The sequence below is a fragment of the Richelia intracellularis HH01 genome (assembly GCF_000350105.1).
GTDB lineage: Bacteria > Cyanobacteriota > Cyanobacteriia > Cyanobacteriales > Nostocaceae > Richelia > Richelia intracellularis.
Genome location: NZ_CAIY01000080.1, coordinates 69,440 through 92,872, shown reverse-complemented (window position 1 = coordinate 92,872; position 23,433 = coordinate 69,440). Strand labels below are relative to the sequence as shown.

At 32.6% G+C, this 23,433-nt stretch carries 14 protein-coding genes and 1 tRNA gene; 8 read left to right on the top strand and 7 right to left on the bottom strand.

All coding sequences use genetic code 11. The features are described 5' to 3' along the window. Positions 1 to 235: 235 nt before the first annotated feature. On the top strand, positions 236 to 1,420 hold the full coding sequence (locus tag RINTHH_RS08750; RefSeq protein ID WP_008235542.1) for a M20 family metallopeptidase: 1,185 nt from the start codon (positions 236 to 238) through the stop codon (positions 1,418 to 1,420). A 1,484-nt stretch (positions 1,421 to 2,904) separates the two neighbouring features. Here RINTHH_RS08750 and purH read toward each other — a convergent pair. Then, positions 2,905 to 4,434, bottom strand: coding sequence for a bifunctional phosphoribosylaminoimidazolecarboxamide formyltransferase/IMP cyclohydrolase (gene purH / locus RINTHH_RS08745; protein WP_008235541.1), 1,530 nt, complete (start codon positions 4,432 to 4,434; stop codon positions 2,905 to 2,907). Positions 4,435 to 5,686: 1,252 nt separating this feature from the next. Next, positions 5,687 to 5,759, bottom strand: a tRNA-His gene (locus RINTHH_RS08740). Between the two features lie 113 nt (positions 5,760 to 5,872). Between RINTHH_RS08740 and RINTHH_RS08735 the strand changes: the two genes are divergently transcribed. Beyond that, positions 5,873 to 6,256, top strand: a complete 384-nt coding sequence (locus RINTHH_RS08735) for a DUF4359 domain-containing protein (protein ID WP_231291181.1) — start codon at positions 5,873 to 5,875, stop codon at positions 6,254 to 6,256. Between the two features lie 1,184 nt (positions 6,257 to 7,440). Here RINTHH_RS08735 and cofG read toward each other — a convergent pair. After that, positions 7,441 to 8,409, bottom strand: coding sequence for a 7,8-didemethyl-8-hydroxy-5-deazariboflavin synthase subunit CofG (gene cofG, locus RINTHH_RS08730; RefSeq protein WP_008235540.1), 969 nt, complete (start codon positions 8,407 to 8,409; stop codon positions 7,441 to 7,443). A gap of 170 nt (positions 8,410 to 8,579) precedes the next feature. Between cofG and RINTHH_RS08725 the strand changes: the two genes are divergently transcribed. Both RINTHH_RS08725 and RINTHH_RS08720 read left to right on the top strand, forming a co-directional pair. Then, on the top strand, positions 8,580 to 9,338 hold the full coding sequence (locus tag RINTHH_RS08725) for a superoxide dismutase (RefSeq protein WP_008235539.1): 759 nt from the start codon (positions 8,580 to 8,582) through the stop codon (positions 9,336 to 9,338). 1,355 nt (positions 9,339 to 10,693) lie between these two features. Beyond that, the gene (locus RINTHH_RS08720) at positions 10,694 to 12,703 is read left to right on the top strand and encodes a mechanosensitive ion channel family protein (protein ID WP_008235537.1); all 2,010 of its coding nucleotides are present in this window, start codon (positions 10,694 to 10,696) and stop codon (positions 12,701 to 12,703) included. 201 nt (positions 12,704 to 12,904) lie between these two features. Here the strand turns inward: RINTHH_RS08720 and RINTHH_RS08715 are convergent, their stop codons facing one another. Together RINTHH_RS08715 and RINTHH_RS08710 are read right to left on the bottom strand one after the other, a co-directional pair. Further along, a complete protein-coding gene (locus RINTHH_RS08715; RefSeq protein WP_008235535.1) occupies positions 12,905 to 14,092 on the bottom strand; it encodes a TRC40/GET3/ArsA family transport-energizing ATPase in 1,188 nt (395 codons plus the stop codon). 44 nt (positions 14,093 to 14,136) lie between these two features. Beyond that, the gene (locus RINTHH_RS08710) at positions 14,137 to 14,526 is read right to left on the bottom strand and encodes a DUF2358 domain-containing protein (RefSeq protein WP_008235533.1); all 390 of its coding nucleotides are present in this window, start codon (positions 14,524 to 14,526) and stop codon (positions 14,137 to 14,139) included. 3,535 nt (positions 14,527 to 18,061) lie between these two features. Between RINTHH_RS08710 and RINTHH_RS08705 the strand changes: the two genes are divergently transcribed. From RINTHH_RS08705 to RINTHH_RS08695, 3 genes are read left to right on the top strand one after another with little or no spacing between them, the layout of a single operon-like run. After that, the gene (locus RINTHH_RS08705) at positions 18,062 to 18,985 is read left to right on the top strand and encodes an energy-coupling factor ABC transporter permease (protein ID WP_008235531.1); all 924 of its coding nucleotides are present in this window, start codon (positions 18,062 to 18,064) and stop codon (positions 18,983 to 18,985) included. Continuing rightward, complete coding sequence (locus RINTHH_RS08700) at positions 18,978 to 19,631, top strand: energy-coupling factor transporter transmembrane component T family protein (protein WP_008235529.1); 654 nt, start codon at positions 18,978 to 18,980, stop codon at positions 19,629 to 19,631. The genes RINTHH_RS08705 and RINTHH_RS08700 overlap by 8 nt, the downstream gene beginning before the upstream one ends. Before the next feature lie 24 nt (positions 19,632 to 19,655). Beyond that, positions 19,656 to 20,420, top strand: a complete 765-nt coding sequence (locus RINTHH_RS08695; RefSeq protein WP_008235527.1) for an energy-coupling factor ABC transporter ATP-binding protein — start codon at positions 19,656 to 19,658, stop codon at positions 20,418 to 20,420. A gap of 599 nt (positions 20,421 to 21,019) precedes the next feature. On the opposite strand, the gene RINTHH_RS08690 is transcribed toward RINTHH_RS08695, so the two are convergent. Both RINTHH_RS08690 and RINTHH_RS08685 read right to left on the bottom strand, forming a co-directional pair. Beyond that, a complete protein-coding gene (locus tag RINTHH_RS08690; protein ID WP_008235524.1) occupies positions 21,020 to 21,859 on the bottom strand; it encodes a M56 family metallopeptidase in 840 nt (279 codons plus the stop codon). Continuing rightward, the gene (locus tag RINTHH_RS08685; protein WP_008230983.1) at positions 21,847 to 22,281 is read right to left on the bottom strand and encodes a BlaI/MecI/CopY family transcriptional regulator; all 435 of its coding nucleotides are present in this window, start codon (positions 22,279 to 22,281) and stop codon (positions 21,847 to 21,849) included. Before RINTHH_RS08685 ends, RINTHH_RS08690 begins: the two co-directional genes overlap by 13 nt. 187 nt (positions 22,282 to 22,468) lie before the next feature. Between RINTHH_RS08685 and RINTHH_RS08680 the strand changes: the two genes are divergently transcribed. Further along, positions 22,469 to 23,206, top strand: a complete 738-nt coding sequence (locus RINTHH_RS08680; RefSeq protein ID WP_008235520.1) for a 2-phosphosulfolactate phosphatase family protein — start codon at positions 22,469 to 22,471, stop codon at positions 23,204 to 23,206. The last annotated feature ends 227 nt before the right edge of the window (positions 23,207 to 23,433 follow it).

Sequence of the window (23,433 nt, the reverse complement as noted above, 5' to 3'; positions counted from 1 at the left end):
ATAATTGAATATACTCATAATATTAACCACATTTATGCAATCAAACAATAAAAAGCCATATTATTACAAGTAATAATATGGCTTTACTTAGAATAAACTAACCCCAACTATTAACCTATAAAATTATCATAAATGATGAATCTAATATAAACTATCGAATGATAGCAAGATAAATCTATAAATTATGTAACAATTTCTTATTATGAGATAAGAAAAAATTTAGATCAATCTGTCAATGCTCAAACGTATTAAGAACATCGCAGCCCAAATAGCGCCAAGACTTATTGAAATTCGCCGCCATATTCATGCATATCCAGAACTCAGTGGACAAGAGTACCAAACATCTACTTTTGTTTCCGGTGTATTGTCTTCTTGTGGGATCTATGCAGTAGAAGGAATTGGCAAGACTGGTGTAATTGGAGAGATCAAGGGTAATGGTAGAGATAATCGGATTTTAGGTATTCGTACTGATATGGATGCCTTGCCAGTTCAAGAGTGTACTGGACTAGAGTTTAGTTCACGGCAAACAGGCACTATGCATGCTTGTGGACATGATGTCCATACCACAATTGGTTTAGGAACAGCAATGGTTCTTTCACAACTTTTAGAAGACTTACCTGGAAAAGTGCGCTTCTTATTTCAGCCAGCAGAGGAAATTGCACAGGGAGCTAATTGGATGGTTAAGGATGGAGCAATGAACAATTTGAATGCTATACTAAGTCTCCATGCTATGCCTTCTATACCTGCAGGATCAATAGGTGTGCGTTATGGTGTACTAACCGCGGCAGCAGATGATTTAGAAATCATAATTATTGGTGAGTCGGGGCATGGGGCTCGTCCTCATGAGGCTATTGATGCAATTTGGATTGCCTCTCAGGTAATTACTAATTTGCAGCAGGCAATTAGTCGTACCCAGAATCCCTTGCATCCAGTTGTTTTAAGTATTGGTAAAATTGAGGGAGGAAAAGCACCAAATTTGATTGCTGACCATGTAAAACTTTTAGGGACTGTACGGTCAATACATCCAGAAACCCGTGCTCAATTGCCAAATTGGATTGAACAAATTGTTGCTAATACTTGTAAATCTTATGGTGCAAAATTTCATGTGAATTACCGTCAAGGTATCCCTTCTGTAAAAAATGATTATACTATTACCCAAATCTTACAATCAGCTGCTGAAGAAGCTTGGGGTATAGATTTAGTACAAGTATTATCAGAACCATCTATGGGTGCAGAGGATTTTTCTATATATTTGGAACATGTACCCGGCTCTATGTTTCGTTTAGGAGTAGGTTTTAAAGATAAAAGAACAAATTATCCCTTACATCATCCTTTCTTTGATATTGACGAATCAGCAATTATGACTGGAGTTATTACTTTTGCTTATACAGCTTATAAGTATTTTGCCGATGGTATTTAACTGATACCTAAGACTATTTCTAATTGAATATATCTAAAAAGTTAATTCAACCATAAACCAAAATTTGAATTAGTGAATAGTCAATTTAGAAAGTATTTTTAAATAAATCATAAGTCAATAAGAGACTAGTATACAGTACATCAGACTTCATTATTTATAAAATGAAGTCTATACAAAGCAGGATGGCAAATCTCCAACCTAATGCAAAACAACAAAAAATCATTGATTACATTCACAAGGGTTTGACTATATGATTAAACCCCTATCATAATGTGGTTAAGGATAATGTAAAGCCAGTTAAATTTTTCACAGATAAACTCAGCATTTTAGCCCTTATATCCACGTAAAGTTTGGCATTAAAAAACAACAAATAAATTTTGGTAGATAATAACACCCTATATCCATCAAAATGCCACATCTAATGGAGCTTTAAAAGCTCTAGCACAGCAGAATAACTTTAAGAGTAGTATTAAATTATCACTTTTAGCTTTTTAGATTATTTGAATTGAAATACAGGATAAATGGTCGAAAAGAATTGACATGAAGATATTAAAATCCTTTGAGTCAAGATTTTGCTACTTCCACGTTTTGCATAATTTTCCTCCTTCTATAGAGAAAAGTAGTAGCTACATAGTAGATAAAAGTTGTACAACCCATGGATTTTGATGATTACCTAGAAATAAAATTATCATCACTCTATATTTTAATTTTAAATTAAATAGATTCATTAGATTTTTATTAAAATCTTAAACCTTAAAGAAGCAATACTTTTACTTATCTACAACTGTACAAACTGCTGTGTTTATATATACAAATTTATGAATTACCTCAGCAGTTACATTCTAAGTATGTATAAAAATTATAAAAAATACTAAGATACATATATTTTTTTGATAAAATCAAAGTAAAAAGGCAAATCTTACAACTAAGATGGTAAAACTCCAAAATTTATTGAGGTATTAAATTAAAAGCGACTTGTATAAGCAATAAACAAATTGAATAAGAATTTTTATTAGCAATTTTTTGTGTTATCTATGAATAGCAATAGGCATATTTTACTTGCTAATAATATGTTCTTACGAACATTAATAAAACTCTGTTATTCAATCCCAGAATAAATTATTTTAATATTATCTCCCTGTCTAAATGCTTGATTAATACTTGATTCATTATAGATATTTTTGATATAAATGGTTAGCTTTAAATATTATTACTAGATGTATAGATTAAATTTAGTTGAGAGCATACTTGAAGTAAAAATATGACATTATTCAGAATGCCAATAAAAAAGTTTGCAAATAACTAATTTAGCATTTTGCTAGCTCTCTCACACTCATGTGGATAAAGTTAATAATCCCATCTAATTCTTGCAATTTTTGGAAAACCATAGTGCAAAACAAAAAAATATACTCTCAAGTACTTGAAAGGGCTAAATTAAATTAGGGAATTCTTAGTTTTTTAAATATTATAAATCTGTAAAGTAGTTAATGTAAAAAATGACGTACTCCTGTTAGTATCATAACTAAATTTAATTCATTAGCTACTTTAATTGAGTCTTTATCCCGCAGACTTCCCCCTGGTTGGATAATTGCTTTAATCCCAGCAGCCGCGGACATTCTTACTGAATCGTCAAATGGGAAAAAACCATCACTGGCAAGATAACCTCCCTGGGCTCTTTCTCCTGCTTGTTCTAAAGCAATCTTTACAGAACCAACACGATTCATTTGTCCCACACCAATACCCAAAGTTGTACGATTATTTGCAACAACGATAGCATTAGATTTTACATGTTTGCAGACTTTCCATGCGAATAGTAGTTCCACTAATTGTTCATCTGTAGGTTTTTTCTCAGTAGCTACCTGCCATTTACTAGTATCCATAACTATATTGTCATTGTCTTGTACCAAAAAACCACCGGCAATAATTTTTACTTTTTCCTTAGGACTACTAATAAAGTCTGGTAGAACTAACAGGCGTAATTTAGACTTATTAGAAATAATCTCTTTTGCTGCATCATCGCAACCAGGAGCAACAACACATTCTAAAAATGTTTTAGTTAACTCAGTGGCTACATCTGCTTTAATAGGGTGGTTTAAGGCAACAATACCACCAAAAGCAGAAATTGGATCCGCAGCAAAAGCCTTGCAATAGGCAGATAATAAGGTGTTACTTACACCCACACCGCAGGGATTAGTATGTTTTAATATTGCTACAGCCGGGTCTGTAAATTCGGCAATTATACACCGTGCTGCTTCCAGATCTACAAGATTATTATAGCTCAGTTCCTTTCCCTGTAATTGAGTAGCTCCAGACCATCCTGTCGAGTAAGTCCCGCTTTGATACCAAGCTGCACTTTGATGGGGATTTTCTCCGTAACGTAGGGTTTTTAAGTAAACCCCCATGGTTTTCCAATGTGGTAATATTGTTGACTGCTGCCTCAGAAAGTTAGCAACCGCGGAATCGTAAGCTGAAGTTTGCAAAAATCCTTTAAAAGCGCACTGTCGTTGGAACTCAAGCGATGGATGTCCATTATTTTGCCGCAATTCTTCTAAATATGGTTTATATTGCTCTACATCACACAAAACTGTTACGTGAGCATAGTTTTTTGATGCAGCCCTTAACATTGCTGGACCACCAATATCAATATTCTCTATGGCTTCAGCCATAGTTACTCCTGGTTTAGCAATGGTTTGTTCAAAAGGGTATAAATTAACTACAACTAAATCTATAGGATGGATTTGATGATTGGCTAAATCAGTAATATCTTCTTCCATATTGGATCTTGCTAAAATCCCTCCATGAATCTGAGGGTGTAATGTTTTAACTCTACCCCCTAAAATCTCTGGAAAGCCAGTATAATCAGATACTTTTAGTACTTTTAATCCAGCATTTTCTAATGTTTTTGCTGTACCCTCACTGCTGATCAAATCAAAACCAAATTCTACTACCAAACTTTTCGCTAGTTCAACTAAGCCAGTCTTGTTATATACGCTTAGAAGCGCCAAACGTGCCATTTTTATAGTCTCCAATATTGTAGATGAAAAGTAAGCTCATTTATTATCAATGCCATTGAAATCATAACTTCAACTATGTACTCAGTAAAAGTGGAGTAAATACTGAATAATTGCTGGTATGGAAGAATACTGGAAAGAAAGTTTTTACATTTGGAACAAGTTGATACTCCTAGAATATTAGGGATTTTCATAGACCCTGATTTGGTGTAGGAAACCTACCACAGTAGAATTTCTATGATAAATGTTTGCACTTAATATTCTGCAGAACTCCAAAGATTACAGTAAGTAAGATAGAAGTTAATTATTAGAAACAAATTAGAAAGTGAGAGGAACCATGAAAACTAACAATACAGAAATCCTCAACTATTCTTTTGAGAAAAAGAATTAGCTGATTTATGAAAGTAACAGTACTCTCTGAATTGTCAACCATAGAAAAAGTGCGATAATTCTTGTCAGAATAGCTTACCATCATAGAAAACAGTAACCTAACCTAAAATAATATAGGCTGCATTAAATAAGTATAGTTAGTCAACGAAAATCAGAAGACCAATTCCCAGATGCTAATTATTTCTTCAGCTAGGTAGTGTAACCCTTTTCCATAAATAAAGTGGCTGAGCGTTTATGCAAAATTATATGAAACCGTTAATAGAGACCAGTTTAAATAGTACTAAAAAAAAATCAAAAATAAATAATTCAGAAAATGAATATATTATTATAATTGAGAATAGAAAGAGATTCTGGCTGTCAGCAAAGTGAGTAGGTTATCTGAAAATATATGGTTAAAAATGATTTTTAGTTACACATGAACGATTATAACAGAGTGCTTTTCTAAAATTCTTTTTAATTCTAAATAAATATTAATTAAGTTGGTTAATTAATATTTATTTAGTAGCAATATTTATTGCTGTTTAGTAAAAAATTCTCATGATTTCTAAAACAAATAGTTAGTGGGAAGTTAACTCGGTTATTAGGGAGAAGAAACAATTAACATTTAATTCTCTGTTGAATTAAATAACACAATTATGAATCTAAACAAGTGGTTTTTCTTATCGACAATAATACTCACAATTTCAATTAGTAAGTTTTTTATAATTTCAATGCTTTCCAAGTTGATAATTTTAACCTTAGGAAACATATGCAATGAAATGTGAAGTAAAGCATCTCTTATAAGAAGACTAACTGCCGGAGGAGTTGCAACTCTCCCTTGCCATACTTAAAATATCCACTACTTATATAACTAAATACTTTTAAGGGCGAACGATGGGACTCGAACCCACGAGTGGAGGAACCACAATCCTCTGCCTTAACCACTTGGCCACGCTCGCCACACATTATGTTAAGTGTAACATAATTTGTCACTTTTGATCCAGTTTTATTAGTAAGGAGGAAGTAAGTTTAGCTGACTTCTACAAAAAGCAAGTAAATTCAAAATGATAGTATGATTAAACCCTCAATGAGCATAATATGTGCAGGAATTGTAGGATTAGGTGTTTTGGGTGTATTTATGATAAAGACTAATCCTAGCCAGCCTCAATATGAGCAGTATGCCTCACTTAAACTGACAAAGTATTTAAAAGCTAATATTTGTAATAAATACCCAGATCTATTGCAGAGTATCATCAAATTTGATTGTGAATACCTACTAAAAAAGGCAAATCCTTACATCAAGGATCTTATAAGTGCTACTACCCAGAGGCAAAATTATGTATTATTCAGCATGTATAGGACTAACTTAAAACTCAGTTCCCTGCTCCCAGCTTATGCTTTTGACAGTGTAGGAGCTTTCGAAAACTTCTATACTTATAAAGCTGAAAAACAATAAACAAAATATGATAGTAAAAATGGTAATTGGTAACTAGTTATCATGTCAGCTATTACTAATTACCTTTGGCTGACTTTTACTTAATATGGCTACTTGCCGATTACACCAAGAGTTAGCCTTGTCCATAAGGCTACGATGAGCATCAATAAAACTATTAGGATCGGGATTGATCAGTTCATATTTAATAAAATTATCAACATAGAGATAATTTATGATTATGGCAAACAAGTTAGATAAAACAACATGCCGAGTTTTGTTTATATCCAAGCCAGCATGTTAGAAATCGTAATAAGCCTTAGTAAATATAGTTAAATCCCCATTTAAATTTATCGGTACCTAGGAAAACAAAAATTTAATTGTGTCACTAAATAGCAAGTACATACTCATAATTACTTGATAGTAGTAGAGTAGAATAAGGATATATTAATTCTAATTAGAGCAACCCGAAAAAGAGCTAATAGTAAACAATTCCAATTCTCTCAGGATATAACAGTAGGTGCACCCGGTAACATTATGACTTAAGTAGATTTGGTGATAGTTGAAATCAATGAATAGCACTATAGCATCGCTACCCCTCATAAAAAGACAAAAATTAGTAAATTAATTCAATAGTAAAAGAATAGAAATATATATTTTATCCACTTAGGTATCTTTTATGAAGGTATTTTGCCATACTTAAACCTACCATTAAGAGAAGCAAAATACCAAAGTTCATTTGTCATTTCTGATACTTAAGTGGATCCTGACCGCTACCAAAATTATGGAATTTGATATTTGGTAAATGGATCAAATAAGCTTAAAAATTTGGAATGACATAATTTCAACTTGAATCTTGATTTATTCCACAGAAACTTATTCTCTGCAGAAAAGAAAAGAACTTTACATAGTGATTCTTCCACGTATCGAGCAAAACCATCAAGAAAAGTTGAAAGTCTTTTCAACTCATTTGTGAATTATGCTATTTTATAGCAATTTGAAATCGCTCATGACATTGCCAAAGATTTTTAAAAACTCAGACATTATTAACAGCTATGGATTATATAGGATTTCTTAAATAAATATTTAGGCTAATATTTTTGAAAAAAGGAAACTTCGGGCGATATAAATACGGTGATAAAAATAAGAAATTTGTTTAAGGCTTGAATAAACTTTTCACGATGTTAAATTAACATCACATAAAAAGTTTATTGAGTAACCGAGATAAATTTTTGCCAGTTACTGACAGCTACTTGTAAATTTGGGACCAGCCAGTTTGTAAACTGAGGATATACTGGTAATCTTGGGATGAGATTCCACCCGGAAAGTTGCAAAATTTTTTGCAACTCCTCAACTCGAATTTGAGGATAATCCGGATTTACCTCATCCTTAAGGCTAATACCACCAAAATCACCAGCTCCAGCTTCTAAACAAGCAATCAACCATCCATTATCCCGCACTAAATTTGGCGGGATTTGAATGGTAATATCTGGTGGTAGTATTTGTCTTGAGCAATGAATAATTTCTGGTAATTTATATGGATTAAAAGTATCTCCTTGCCAGGTTTGTTTGTTTCCCTGACTATAAGGCTGTAAAATTACTTCTTGAATATGACCATACTTTTTATGAAGCTTTGCTAGGACTTTTAAGGCATCCCAGCAATCATCTTCCACCTCACCAATTCCCAGAAGTAATCCTGTCGTAAAGGGTATTTGTAATTCTCCTGCCCACTTTAATTGTTCTAACCTCAGTGAGGGCAATTTACTAGGTGCATTTCGATGTACTGTCTGTACAAGTTTAGGGGTTATTTGTTCTAGCATCAATCCCATAGATACATTTACCTGTTTCAATCTCTGCATTTCTGCAAAACTGAGTATACCAACATTAGTATGGGGTAAAAATCCCATGTTTAATGCCAGTTCACACAGATTATAAATACGTTGGAACCATTGCGGACGCTCGGACGAAGATCGATGTGTTTCTCCACTGATAATGAGAATTTCACAAATATTGAAGCTTTGCAAGTTGTGGAAAATATTAGTAGCTGTTTGTAAATCCATCTCAGGACTATTTTCTACATCTTGACGAAAGTTACAATAACCGCAACGGTTAAAACATTTATAGGTTGGTACTACTATATGGGAAGGACTATAAGTAACTATATTCTCATTAATCATGATTGTTTTAGATATTCCATTGTAGATTCAAAATAAAATACTTTTGTTATTTCTAATCATTTTATATCTACAGCAATTAGTTATTTCTACTTGAAGAGTTATGAAGAATAAATTGTGTCTACAATCTACGACAATAAGAATAGAAAACAAATTTTTCAGGTAAAACACTTATGAATCTTAATCGACGGCATTTCTTATTTATTCTGGGAGCTACCATAGGCAGTTTTGCCTTAGATGGTTATACCTTAGCTGAAGAAAACATTCCTAGTAATGAACGTATAACCATGGCAGAAAAAACAGAGGATATAGTTAAGTTGCCTCCTTTACCTTATCCCTACGAAGCTCTGGAACCGTATATAGATGAACAAACAATGCGTTTCCATCATGATAAACACCATGCCTCCTATGTCAAAAACCTTAATGCGGCTCTGACTAAACATCCAGAACTGAAAAGTCAGAGTATAGAAGATTTACTTAAGAATTTGGACGATATACCCAGAGATATTCAGAATATAGTTTGCAATAATGGTGGAGGCCATCTTAATCATACTATGTTCTGGACAATTATGAAACCTAACGGTGGAGGAGAACCCAACAAGGAGATTGCATCTGCTATAAAGAAGGACTTTGGTAATTTTAATAATTTTAAAAAACAGTTTAATCAAGCTGGTGCCAAGCACTTTGGCAGTGGTTGGACTTGGTTAGTTTTAAATAAAAATGACAAGCTAGAAGTAATGAGTACAGCTAATCAAAATAGTCCATTAAGTGAGGGTAAGTATCCCATTATGGGTAATGACATCTGGGAACATGCCTATTATTTAAACTACCAAAATCGGCGGAAAGATTATTTGGAGGCTTGGTGGAATGTGGTAAATTGGGATGAGGTTAATAAACGATTTACAGTAGCTAAAAAATCAATTTCTTTGTAAAAAAAATAGGATTAAAACTGATAATAAAAATAAAATAATTAGGTTAACATATATATTTCCAGATACCATATATCCCCGACGATATATGGTATCTGGAAATATAAGAAAAATACTTAATTATAAATATCGGGATATTATTAAAATTTTAAATAGATAAATGATCAAGATTTTTACTGATTTATTTTGATTTGTGTGTAATATATGAATAAAATAATAGAAAGCTAAAACTCAGATGAAAAAAATATCACAAATTTAATGCTAGTTCAAATAAGAGAAACTTGCATTGGCAAAAATACATTGAATGATAAGGATTTTTGGTCTCTATTAGATAAATTACACGCTAGATATTCCACAATATCTATAAATAATAAGTATTTTATTTATATCTACCTAATTTTGGACTAGAATAGAATTCTTAGTTAATCAATTGCTGGTAAAAACTATTTTGTGTATTCAACTTAGTTTAGGTATCTTTCAGTATTTGATATAATAGTCTAGGATTTCAATGGGCTTTAGTAAGTCGTAACTTATAGAATTAAACACCTTATGTAAAGCTATATCCTTCTGGTAAATAGAGTAAATACATACTTATAACTACTCAGCAGAAGTAGATTAATGAAGGTGGTATTTATTTTCAATAGACCAAAATTAGGAAAATTATATAATGAATATTTCCACAGATTAATAAGAGATAATACAAATAAATTTAACTGAATAATATTTCAGATCTCAATGGATTGGGGGCTTACTATACTTGGGAAACATGATGGCAATATTCTCATCCTATTTTGTAAAAAAAATTTAAATATAATAAGTTACCCAAGAATATTAAGCCTAAAAATCAAAAGCTGAGGAGACAATGTACAGTTGGTACAAATATCCTTTCTAGATTGAAATGATTTATTGGGGTGGATAAATCTTACTTAATCAATTCTGCTCAACAATTTAGTACTATTGGATGATGAGAACCTTCTATTCTGGCATAATAGAAGTAAATCTCACAATTATATTAGGTTAAATAATTTAAACCTTAATGCTGAAGTATTTTACCAAGATTTCAAATTATTGTACAAGTCAATAAAATTGACTAACCAATAGCTTATTATTAGGTATATACCCCATAATTTTAATATGGAACCTTTTAATTATTAGATACATTATTTTTTGTATAGGTTTATAAAAGTAGATGTAACAGTAAAAGCTTAAAACTCTAAGTAAACTCAAGTTGTTATATCTTAGCCTTGCATATTAATATAAAGTGTATTTCTCAGAATCTATGTTACTAATAATTATTTGTTTTATTTATCATTTTTTAGCATTAAATTTATTAAATAAAAACAAGGAGAAAAACATTGATGTACTGTCGGGTTCGTGCTACTATCCTAACTGGTTTAGTTTTTGCTTTTGCTATCTGTGCTTTCTCAGAAAAAGGAAATTCAGAGGAAGTAAAAAAAACTGCCTATGAAAAATTTAATTCTTCAAGTACTGGAAATTCGAAATATGTCATTACGACTAAGGATCCAACCATTCCTCTGGAAGAATTGAAGTTACTAGTCAAACCACTTACAAAAGAAGAACTACAAACTGAATCATTAGAATGGTTGCTGATACTCAAGAAAAAAATTCGACAAATCAGCGATACAGAAATTACCATTAAGCGCAAAAATAAGATTATCAATAAAGAGAAAAAAGTTATTGGAGCCTTAAGAAGGGCTAAATCTTCCCTTAAAGAAAATGAATCAGCTAAAATGTCTGCAATCCGAGGCTCACAAGAGTATGAAAATGTAAAAGAAAGAGTAGAAACAGCTAAAGAGAACTTGAGAAAAGCTGAATCTATAATTCAGGAAGCAAAAGAAGCAAAAAGGGAAATACAACAAGATAAAGCCTTGAGTAATATATTAGAGAAGGCTAAGGAAAAAGGTGAAATAGAAAAGGCAAAACAAGAACGAAGAAATATGGTTGTTGGCTCTCCAGCATATAATAACGTTACTAAAAAAATTAATGCTCTAGAGATGGCAATCAAAGCCCTTGAATCCGACCACTTAAATCAAAAACGATCTATTTTAGAATCACTAGAATATGAACAGGCAAATCGGGAACTAGAGGCCGCAGAGGAATCTCTTCAAAAGGTTATTTCAGCCATAGGGGAATCTGAAATAACCAGTAAAGAGAATACCAAAATTCCCAATTTAGGAAATGTTGTAAATGAAAAAGATAATCTTCAACACAAAGAAAGTACTTTGGAAAAAGCAGCAGAAAAATTAGAGGAAAATACAGATGAAGATACCAAATTGAAGAATCAATTAGTCATAAATGCGACTGAATTACAGTCAGAGAAAACTGCAATAGTTGATCGATTCAAAATTATTTTAGATGAACTAGACCTTAAGGGAGGTAACCCCAAACCCTACAGGCAATACATTAGAGCCATTAATATTATAGAACTTGAATTAAAAGATACTGATGGGATTGGAGTTAGATTAATTACTTGGTTCAAATCTAAAGAAGGTGGTTTACGCTGGGCTGTAAATCTCAGTCAATTTATGGGCATTATATTTACCTCAATTATTGTTTCTCAAATTCTTGCCATTATCCTCAACCTTTTTCTTAATAGGATTGATAATATATCTGTTTTGTTATCCCGTTTTGCTATTTTGTTTGTTAAACGTGGCGGGATTGCAGTTGGTTTTATGATTGCACTAACAGCATTAGAGGTTAGCCTAAGCCCTATTCTATCAATGCTTGGAGGTGCAAGTTTCATACTAGCATTTGCCCTGCAAAGTAATATTAGTAACTTTGCCAGTGGTTTGATGATGATGCTCTATAAGCCTTTTGATATTGGTGATGAGGTAAAGCTCAATGGTATTTGGGGTTATGTAGATTCTATTAACCTAGCAAGTACAAAAATCAAAGGATTTCAAGGTCAAATTTTTAATATTCCCAACAATGTAGTCTGGGGTGGTACGATTGAAACACTGACTCAAAGTAAGAATAGAAAAATACAAATTTGGCTGCGTGTCGAATTTAGTGAGAATTTGGAATATATCGAGCAGTTATTAATAGAGATCATGAAATCCCATCCTAAAATTCTTCAAAGTCCATCTCCCTCAACTTTTGTATGGCAAATAGAAAAATATTATATTAGTGTTAGTATTAGCGGGTGGACAACAAAAGAGGATTATTGGACTGTTCATGCGGATTATATCCGTTTAATTCAGGAACGCTTTATAAAAGAGGGTATTTCTGTTGCTGCTATTCCTCTCCATAAAGAAATTTTAATTCGACAAACATCTAGTACAACTTCTCAAGATATATCAAGTGAAATCAGTAATAGTCCACAATCAGAAATACCTTTAGAAATTTAGAGTCTGCTGTTACAACTTGAGGATTATTATCGGACTGAGAAGCATGTATTTCTATGGTAATTAGGAGTATTAGGAACAAAGCATGTAAAGTAGTTTTATGTAAGCTAACAATTCCAGCTATGCTTTACTCTCCTCTACGAGATATGCACACCCCCAACTTCTCTAAATAGAAAGTGGGGAGTATGAATTTTAATATAACATTTAAATTTTCCCCTTCTCCGAAAAACGGATTTTCAAATAATCTTCCTCCATTTTTGCTCTGTCAGGTTGTAAAGCAGCTAATGCCTGAGGTAGGACTAGATTACGGCGATGATTGCCAATTCTAATATTCAATTCATCCCCACTCTTACTCAATTGAATCTGATTTTTAGGCACACCGGGTAAATACAACTCCAAGCTATATTGATTATTTTCTTGCACCACACGAATGGTATTCTCCTTATAGAAAACCTGAGCTGGATCATCATCTTTGTAAAGAATTTCCTTCAACCTTTCTAAGGCCTTTATTCCACACATTTCCTGGGGAAATAAAGGTACTTCCCTCACTGGTAGTGGATGAAAGTTGTCATGAATTTCTTGACGATATTGCTTTTGATTTTCTTTCCAACGTTGGAAGAATATGTCTGTAACTTCTTCGGGAATAATTCGATTTGCTACTACTAAATCGGTAGAAACATTATATAAGCTCAAATAAGCATGGGCTCGTAGGGACTCCTTGATAACCATCTTTTCAGGATTAGTAATTAAGCGCACAGAAGTTTGAGTATTATCTGTAAGAACTTTTTCCAGGGCCTCAATTTGTTCGTAGAATTCATAGGGGGCGTCCATTACTTCCTTATCGGGTAATGAAAATCCGGCAATGGGTTTAAACAGTGGTTCTACCAATGGTCTAAGAGCAACTGATATATTTTGAAAAGGCTTGTAGAAGCGACGCATATACCAACCACCGACCTCTGGTAAGCTCAGTAACCTTAATGCTGTCCCTGTAGGGGCAGAGTCAATAATTAAAACGTCAAAATCACCCTCATCATAGTGACGTTTCATCCTTACCAAGCCAAAAATTTCGTCCATACCTGGAAGAATAGCCAATTCTTCTGCTTGCACAGCTTCCAAGCCTCTTGCTTGTAAAACCTGAGTGATATAACGTTTCACACTACCCCAATTTCCTTCTAGCTCTAATAAGGCATCTAATTCCGCACCCCAGAGTTGAGGGCGGATTTGTTTAGGCTCATGTCCTAATTCCATATCAAAGCTATCTGCAAGGGAATGAGCAGGATCTGTACTTAAAACAAGTGTACGATAGCCCAGTTCTGCACAACGCATACCGGTGGCAGCAGCAACGGAAGTTTTTCCAACTCCACCCTTCCCAGTCATTAAAATTACACGCATTGGTGATTATCTACCTGCTCAATAACTGTTTACACTTATTTACATTATTGACTTTTACCAGCAAATAGGTGCTGTTTAAGTACATTTAGGGGAGAACAATACCAGTAATCAATATGAGAAACGATAACATTTTGGGGGCTAATAAGTAACTCACTTGAGCCAGAGATAAAGATTCGGGGTTCCCAGGGGAGTGGAGTATTCCAACTCAGTGTCCATTCCGTTTTAATTGTGTTCTCCTGTTGTTGGATATAATGAACATCCATTTTTGGATTTAAGAACCATTGCTGAATAAACCAAATCATTTTTTTATAGTGGTTGATACCACGGAATTTAGTTAATGGATCTTGAAAATAAACATCATCAGCATAAATGCTGTAAGTTTGATTAGTGGGAAATCTTTGATAGTCCTGTTTAAGTATTGCAACAATTGACATCGTCAAAGCTAAAAGATAGTTGTTTTCCAATTGTAAATTTCAGATAATTTACAAAAAGCTATAATGTCATGTTAACCTCTTTTTATGCCATTTACTTAGTCTTATCAATCAAAAACATCAATTCACTCAGATAAAAGATGTTTAAATAGAAACTCATTTTCATAAGAAGTTTAGATATAGACTTGAAGAATTACGGAAGAACTTTGCATAGTGTGGTTAAATATTACCTTAATAAAATTAAATAAAAAGCTTAATTGAATATTTTTATTGATGATAGATATGTATCTATCATCAATAAAAATTAAGTATATTGGAAGTATTTTGATAAAGTAAAAAAATAGAAAATTATCTTTCTATACCTGCTTAATGCAAGTTATATTCATCTTTTTTTTATTAAGTGGGATTTATATATAGCCTAAGAACTAATGACTATCTACTAGAATTTATTTTGTAATAAATTAAATAACTTTTTCATTTTACATTACGGATTTATATAAATATATAAATCCGTAATGTAAAATTTTGAGATCTAGATCCAATACTAACTTGTAAACCTAAACAATATAAATTCTCATCTATTGAGTCTATAAACATTAACAATTTTCTTAGCTGTTTGAAGCTTAAATAGCTAAGAAAATTGTCAAAAATCCTCAGAAAATAATTGATATAAAATGAAAATTTTACAAGAAAAAACATAACGCAGTAAAAGTACTAGTTATGCTCCCACAACAAATAGAATCATTTCAAAGAAAGATCTACTTTTATACAAAATAAAGTTTAAAGAATCTGGAATAGTTTTATATCGAAGATTTATTTAAAAAGTATTTGAATAGTTTTCTATCAATATATTTATAGCAAAATGATACTATTAATTTTGATATAGCAAGTTTTTAATAGTCTTAATTAATCAATAAAATTGCGCAGTAATCAGAAGGTAACCCGAGCAGTTCTACTTATATATTTCTTAGATTATAATAATATTTAATATTGCTTATCCACACTTAAAAAAATGAGGTGAGGTAATATTAGGATAAATTTGAGGACTTTATATTTATATTGAGACTCCATTCAAAAATTTATAATCTTGTTCATATTTTTTATGAATGTATCTTAATACAACTATTTTGATTAGTACTTCTAATACCTTTAATACTTATAAATTTCACTTCTTCAATGTATTGAAGTATTTATTATCCTAAAGTTTTAAATCCATATACTTGATAGAATAAATTAACTAAAGCTTTTCTTGGATATTTTCTAAATTCTCTATCACTACTTGAGAAGTTAATAATAACTATATTATAGAATTTATAAAAATAATTGTTATCCATTCTATTGAAAAACATCCAAATCTGATTTAAAAGTATTTATCTTTAATAAAAGAATACATATAATTAAAGGGTAAAAAGATTATTATTTATGTTTTTATAACATCAGTAATAAATATTATTAATGTCTGTTTAATTGTAATTACTACTAGATACTCAAAATTTGTCTGATTGTATTCTAAACTAATCTTTATGAAAATGTGGTATTAGATAGTAATAGCATAAAATCTGTATAGATCTTAGCATGATTAAATCAAACTTTTTGCAATTTTAAAATTGGGGAATAGCAAATGAAGCTTATCTCAATAACAAGCTATTTAAAGTCAAGCTTTCCCAGTTTATAAATTACTAAATATTATCTTTAAGTTCCTTCCAAATTGAGCTATTACTATAGAAATTTTATTAGTAAATTTACGACTTTATATTATCAGTGAATTTAAAATGGTGTTAAGTCTTTCTCTATAAATAGAATATACTAAAGCACCGATTTAATATATTATGATTCAATCATTTGACCTTCAGAATCTTGATTAGAGTGAGGATATTATGCTACGAATTTGGAGTTCAAATGAAACTTATATCAACTCTAATCAGAATATAATTAGGCAAAATCACTACTGTTATTTTTCAGGCTTATAGAGTTTTATTTTAGAGTAACTTCATCTAAGCTTAAGTTACTCTAAAATAAAACTAATCTGCTTTAGAATAATCATTCCAATTATTTGCAGATGTATCTTTTCTTTCATGAATTATACTTCTCTTAAGACTATCAGAATACCCAATGATTTCTTGTATAGATTTTAGTCTATATTCTAGTGATACCATGTTCTCATCTAAAGTACATTAGCAAAGTCTTTTAGAATATATTTCCCATTGATAAAATTGAGCGGTATCTATATTAAATTATTTATAAATAATAATTATCCAGGCTTGTTAATAAGTTACCATGGGACTTTCTGCTTTTTTGACTTGTTATCCATATCAATCACTCACTGATAAAACCTAATAACTAGGCACAACTAATTTTGACAAGCAGCAATTTAAAAGGTAATATATTTTGTTTATATCTATATTTCTAATAATGTGAACTTATAAAAGTGATTTATATAGAATTAATAGTATTTACACTTTTTCTTTGTGAACACATTTGCTCTAATATGATCTATGAATCATATTGGAGCAAATCTAAAGATAAATAATTAGGTTTAGTTATGCGAATAGTAGCCCTGAAAATTAGCAATATATCTTGATCAAATTATCCTAGCTATTTTGAGTGTCTCAGTAAAATAGCAGGTTCTGACAATAAGTAATTTAACTAGTTAGTTTTAGTATAAATAATCATTAAATTATCATGAGAAGAGCATGTAATAAGGTACAATTTTGCTTATAGATAGGGTATCAGCGAAACGTACTTGTTATAAGTATTTCCTAAACATAATAGTTTATGGTAATTATAAAAAAACGGGAAAACCCTTTAATTAGAAGATGATAGATAGACAATCATTAAATAATGATTAGCTCAAGGTAAGTAATTGTGTGTGGAGTTGATAGTTAAAAATCAGTAAAATTAAGGCGATTCTATACTACAACTAGGTTAACAGCCTTGAGTTAATACTTCAACTCCTTATAGGAAAATAAATATGTTATTGAAAGATTTTTCCCTACATCAGCCTTAATAGGAATTTCAGTGAACATCCAGAATTAACCAAGTGGCTAGAAGTTATAAATATGCTAATTATAACTACAATTACATGATTTCAGCTTTACTATTTGGCTAATTTTAACTGGGGATTTAGGCTTAAGTTCAAATAATATATTGTGAACAAAATAATCGATATCCTAAGCTAAATATTGAGAACTGGAAAGATAATTTACTTGATTTAAGCAGTATTGTTGCTTTGGCAAAAATTATATATACTACCCTCGAAATAACTAGAGATAATATACATGCTGATTTTTATAACTCGCATCATGCTCTATTGACTGACTTCTAAAGATTTACTTTATAAATGAACTCTTAACAAATACAAACATAAATTTATTTCATAAAACAAAAATTTTCGTAAGATTATTAATGAAGTTGGGGTTAATTACTCTGAGAGGGTATTGTAGAATAAGTAAAATTTTCGTTTTAAATGAATCTTAAGAATATAGCTATACTTCAGAAAGAAAATATCTAAAACTAGATGAAATTTGGAGGTAAATTAATGCATATACCTGATAGTTTTCTTTCTGTGCCAGTAGCAGGGGCTGCTGCTGTAGCCAGTTTAGTTGCTTTGGCTCTTGCTTTAGAACGATTACGGAACAATTTGGGTAAACGGTATGCGCCTCTTCTAGGTTTAACCACAGCTTTTATTTTTGCAGCACAAATGATTAATTTTCCTGTGTTTGGAGGAACTAGTGGTCACTTGTTAGGGGGAACTTTGGCTGCAATTATTTTAGGTAGTCCTTGGGCTGGAATGTTGAGTATTGCTACAGTTTTGATTATTCAGGCAGTTTTATTTGCTGATGGTGGAATTACTGCCTTGGGGGCAAATATTTTGAATATGGCAGTAATTGGGGTTTGGGTTGGTTGGTTATTAGCTCAAACACTACATAAATTGTTTGGCGGCTCCCAGAAAAGTTTGCCTTTAGCTGCAGGGATCGCAGCTGGTTTGAGTGTATTTGTAGCTGCTATCACTTGTGCTATTCAGTTGGCAATTTCTGGAACAGCTCCTGCTAAGTTGGTTCTGCCAGCAATGGCAGGAATTCATATTCTGATTGGAGTAGGGGAAGGAACAATTACAGGGGGAATAATAGCTTATTTAATTAACGTTAGACCTGACTTGCTACCGGGTAAACAGCAAGTATTTCGAGGTTGGCTCACACCAATTGTTAGCATTTTTGTAATTGCTGGAATATTATCTTTGTTTGTATCGGCATGGCCTGATGGTTTGGAAAAAGTATCTGAAGACTTAGGATTTATAAATTTAGCAGATACTGCGAAGATTATAATTCCCACACCTTTAGCAGACTACGGAATTAAGGGTTTAGGTAATATCGGAACCAGTATAACCGGCTTGATAGGTTCTACCTTCTGCTTTATAGTGGCATTTGGATTAGCAAAGATGGTGAAACCAAAAAATGCCTAAATTTTCCGTTCCACTGCGCTTGCATTTATCTTTAATTACTGTCGTGGGAGCAGCCCTTTTAGAGTATGGTGATTGGTTCTATCTAAGTATGTATGCTGTTATATCTTTATTATGGGTAATTGGGCTTCAGGTTGCTATTGAGAATTTGATAAAATTACTAGGGGTAGAGTTAATTTTTCTGACATTCCTGGTATTGCCTATGGGTTGGGAAAAAGCAAGTTTCTTATTAATTCGTTCCTTAATTTGTTTACTGATTATGAACAGTTTTGTCTTAACATTACCCCCTCATAGTTTTGGTATTGCCCTCAAAGGTTTACCATTACCAGTAGCATTTAAAGAAATTTTACTCTTAGCAGGACAGTATATAGAGATACTAGTAGGTGAAGTGCAGCGAATGCAACGAGCTGCCCAAATGAGGGGCTTAGGAGGTGCTAATAGTTGGTTGCGTTATACCAATGCAGCCATGATTGGTAGTCTCTACTTAAGAAGTTTAAATCGTGCTGAAAGGGTATATTCAGCCATGGAAATAAAGGGTTATCAGGGTAACTTTCCTTTGGACTCTTCATTTAAAACCTCAGATTGTTTAGTAGTCTTAGTCATGATTACTACTACTATGGTTATTACCATTGCTTCCTATCTTGATTAAATTCCTTGTTTTGAGTGTAGAATTTTGAAATCTCTAACATCTAACCCACAACTTTTAGTATCTCAATCAAGAGAAAGTGTGCTCAAAGTAGAAGAACTAACATATTCATATCCTAGGCAGCAACCAGTATTAAAAAACATTTCTTTTAATTTAAATGTTGGTGATCGCTTTGCCTTAATGGGAGCTACTGGTTCAGGAAAAAGTACATTATTGGAGAACATTATTGGTTTGAAACAACCTCAACAAGGTCAAGTTTGGATTCGGAATATTCCTGTATCTCATAAAACACTACTACATATTCGCCGACACATTGGTTTTGGATTCCAAGATGCCAACGACCAATTATTTATGCCTACTGTCATAGAAGATATAACTTTTGGACCTCGTAATTACGGGGTTCCTCATGCCATAGCAATAAATAAAGCCCAACAACTACTAATTGATTTTGGTTTAGAATCCTATGCGAACAGCTCCGTACACGAATTATCTGGAGGGCAAAGGCGACTAGCTGCTCTTGCTGCTATCTTAGCACTAGAACCTGATATTCTTATACTAGACGAACCCACTACAGGATTAGATCCAGCATGGCGACGCAGACTGGCTCATATCTTATTACAATTACCAATTCAAGCTATGTTGATTGCATCCCATGACTTGAATTGGTTGGGAAAAGTGACTAAAAAAGCTTTGGTCATGTCTGGAGGCTCTATTTTTATAAATGCAGATATTGAACCATTATTGAAGGATTCGCAGACATTAGAACGATTTAATTTACCTATAGGTTGGTAGGATCATTAAAGTTGGGTAAGAAGAATTCAATTTTTGTTTTTCTAGGTAGTGATCACTTTAAATGGAATCTTTGACCCCATCAACTATTATCTCCTCAATTTTATTAAACCTTTCAACGAATTTTTCTATTCTGCTTTATTGTTATTTTTTAAACCTATTCCTTTAAGGTTGGAGACTTGCATGAAGAAGGTTTCATCCTGCAACAACGGATTTTTTATTGAAACCAAGTTTTACTCACATTCTTGCAAATAAGAATAGCTAAAACGTAACCTAGGAAAATATTCAATGATTAATTGAGGGGTGTTGAACAATAATATCTTCTGCTATTAAGATTCATCAAAATTTATTGATTGAGTTGTACTACTTACCACGCAGAATCTTACTTTACTCTATTGAAGCAACAGCAATCAAAAACCTAAAATTATTAGGATAAATATTAAAAATAATAGACTTAATATTATTACTAGAAAAGCTGGGGGCAAAAATTAATATTTTAATTTCAAGAGCATATATGTACTACAAGAGTTACTCAGTAGTTTATCATAATAGTGATATCTAAAAGGGAAAGATAAATAACCATAAAAAATATAATTCATTATTTATGTATGAAATATAACTGTTCCAAGAGGCAAAAGAGCCCAAAGGAATTTTTGCCATGACTGCCAATTGATTTGATACCGTGGTTTTTGCATAGCAAGTAAAGCATCTATGCGTTGTTCTAAGCAATCACTACCAGAAGTACCTAGGGCTGCACAGACAATATTATCAGTAATGGAAGTATCACTAACTACTAGCAGTAAAGATTCTGCTAATAAGAGGGGGTCTACCTGCAAAGATGCATAGGCATCAGCCCGTATTTCTCTTAAAATAAGTAATTCCTGCCATAAAGACTCAGTATTAGGCAACCATCGAGTACATTCACGAGTCCAACCTAACCAGAAAAACCAAAATGTATCCCGATAATGGCAATGTCCCTGCTCATGGGCAATCACAGTTTGTAAGTGTTCTGGAGATAGGCTATTTATTAGACCTTGACTAATTACTAGTGTTGGCTGCCAAAATCCCACCTCACCAGCAAATGGGACTGAGGTAGATAAAACATGGATGGGGATACCATTTAAGCTAACTTGGTTTAACTTACGTGCTGATACCAGTGTTTCCCAGGCTCCCCAAGTAAGACGGGCAAAGTTTAATACAAATAATAATAACAAACTTAATGCCATTATATAACTGGCACAACTAACTTGCCATTCACCCATTTTCCCCTGGGGCCCCATGCATGTAAGAGCCATAGCTGTCATAAAAATTAATAAAGGAGGAAAGAGAAATAAGAACATCGCTCGTTGCCAACGGACAGTCCAGCAGTCTTGAAGTGTATACCATTGGCATCTAACCCAGCAAGCTATGATAAAGGCAATTAAAATTATTACCAGATGCATTCTTCGTTTTCCTCTCTTGCTTTCCTGGCAGCCTGAATTCGTTGGGCAATTGCTTGTATTTGTTCGCCTGCAGCCTCATCAATACTATCCGCGAAAGCAGCAACCACATCTGGATTACCTACTGCTAGAAATTGTTTCAACTGTTCATGTGCCTTAATCATATCTGCCTGGCGTTTTGTTACTAAAGGTCGCCAATAGAAAGCTCTCCCACTTTTATTACAAACAAGCCAACCTTTTTCTGTCAAACGACGTAATACAGTAGTCACTGAGGCATATGCTAGTTCTCGGCTGGGATCATTAAGGATGCAATCATGTACATCTTTAACAGTCACTTCCCCCAGTTTCCAAATTATTTGCAAGATTTCTGATTCTAGAGGGCCGACAGATAATTGTTTGGGACGGTAATCTGGTAAAGGTGACATGCTGAAAAACTAAATTAAGGGAACAAAGAAAAAATTTTCAATCAAAAGAATAATTCTAAACCCCATGCAAGTTCTCTTTGCATGGGTTTTCTTAGTAGTTTGCTGACAATTGATCTCTGAAATGACACTAAGTATGTAGAATATTATCTCATCAGCACTATATTTTTAGATTGAGTTTAGTTGGCAAGTGAATATATTTATTTATCATACCCCAGAATTAACTCCTACGGAAAAACTACCTGAATGTGCCATCGTAGTTGATGTACTAAGGGCAACAACCACTATAGCTAAAATCCTAGACTCTGGAGGGGAGGCTATACAGGTATTTGATGATTTGGACTTGCTAATTGAAACTAGCAAGCATTGGATGCCTGAAAAACTCCTACGAGCTGGGGAACGCAATGGTTTAAAAATACCTGGGTTTGATCTGGGAAATTCTCCTCTTGATTTTACTCCAGAAAGAGTTAAAGACAAACGTTTATTTATGAGTACTACTAATGGCACTCGTGCGTTACAACGGGTACAAAAGTCTCAGACCTTAATTACTGCAGCTTTTGTCAATCTCAGTACAGTGGTGAAATACTTATTGAAGAATAAACCAGAGACAATATGGGTTATTGGTTCTGGTTGGGAGGGTAGTTTTTCCTTGGAAGATACTGCTTGTGCTGGTGCTGTTGCTTATGGCTTAGTGCAACAAAGTAATTTATCTGTCAATAATCTTGCTGGTAATGATGAAGTATATAGTGCAATTGCACTATATACTCAATGGCAAGATAACTTGGTTGAACTATTGCACCATGCCAGTCATGGTAAACGTTTACTAGGACTTGCTGGAAATGAAGACCTTAGATACTGTGCTCAAAAAAATATTCTAGATGTCTTACCTATGCAAAAAGAACTTGGAGTTTTAAAAAGTTGTGATTAAATACACAGAAAGCAGAAAAAAATGAAAAGTCAAACTATTACAAATCTAACAACATGTCCTTCAATCTAGCCCTTTCATAGGAATAATAAGTAGTCTTAGCGCAACTCAAATATTAATTTATAATTTTTGCAATTCTAAATTAATTCAATTCATCTAAAAACTTCAGCGCTTATTTAGCAATGAGGTTATTCAAGTTGGCAAAAGCCTGAGAATTGTCCTTATTGTCT

Excerpts from the sequence above, each read along its gene's own strand:
- RINTHH_RS08700 (WP_008235529.1), top strand. The coding sequence starts at position 18,978 with ATGCCTAAATTTTCCGTTCCACTGCGCTTGCATTTATCTTTAATTACT.
- RINTHH_RS08715 (WP_008235535.1), bottom strand. The coding sequence starts at position 14,092 with ATGCGTGTAATTTTAATGACTGGGAAGGGTGGAGTTGGAAAAACTTCC.
- purH (WP_008235541.1), bottom strand. The coding sequence starts at position 4,434 with ATGGCACGTTTGGCGCTTCTAAGCGTATATAACAAGACTGGCTTAGTT.
- RINTHH_RS08735 (WP_231291181.1), top strand. The coding sequence starts at position 5,873 with ATGATTAAACCCTCAATGAGCATAATATGTGCAGGAATTGTAGGATTA.
- RINTHH_RS08720 (WP_008235537.1), top strand. The coding sequence starts at position 10,694 with ATGTACTGTCGGGTTCGTGCTACTATCCTAACTGGTTTAGTTTTTGCT.
- RINTHH_RS08685 (WP_008230983.1), bottom strand. The coding sequence starts at position 22,281 with ATGTCACCTTTACCAGATTACCGTCCCAAACAATTATCTGTCGGCCCT.
- RINTHH_RS08750 (WP_008235542.1), top strand. The coding sequence starts at position 236 with ATGCTCAAACGTATTAAGAACATCGCAGCCCAAATAGCGCCAAGACTT.
- cofG (WP_008235540.1), bottom strand. The coding sequence starts at position 8,409 with ATGATTAATGAGAATATAGTTACTTATAGTCCTTCCCATATAGTAGTA.
- RINTHH_RS08725 (WP_008235539.1), top strand. The coding sequence starts at position 8,580 with ATGAATCTTAATCGACGGCATTTCTTATTTATTCTGGGAGCTACCATA.
- RINTHH_RS08705 (WP_008235531.1), top strand. The coding sequence starts at position 18,062 with ATGCATATACCTGATAGTTTTCTTTCTGTGCCAGTAGCAGGGGCTGCT.
- RINTHH_RS08690 (WP_008235524.1), bottom strand. The coding sequence starts at position 21,859 with ATGCATCTGGTAATAATTTTAATTGCCTTTATCATAGCTTGCTGGGTT.
- RINTHH_RS08710 (WP_008235533.1), bottom strand. The coding sequence starts at position 14,526 with ATGTCAATTGTTGCAATACTTAAACAGGACTATCAAAGATTTCCCACT.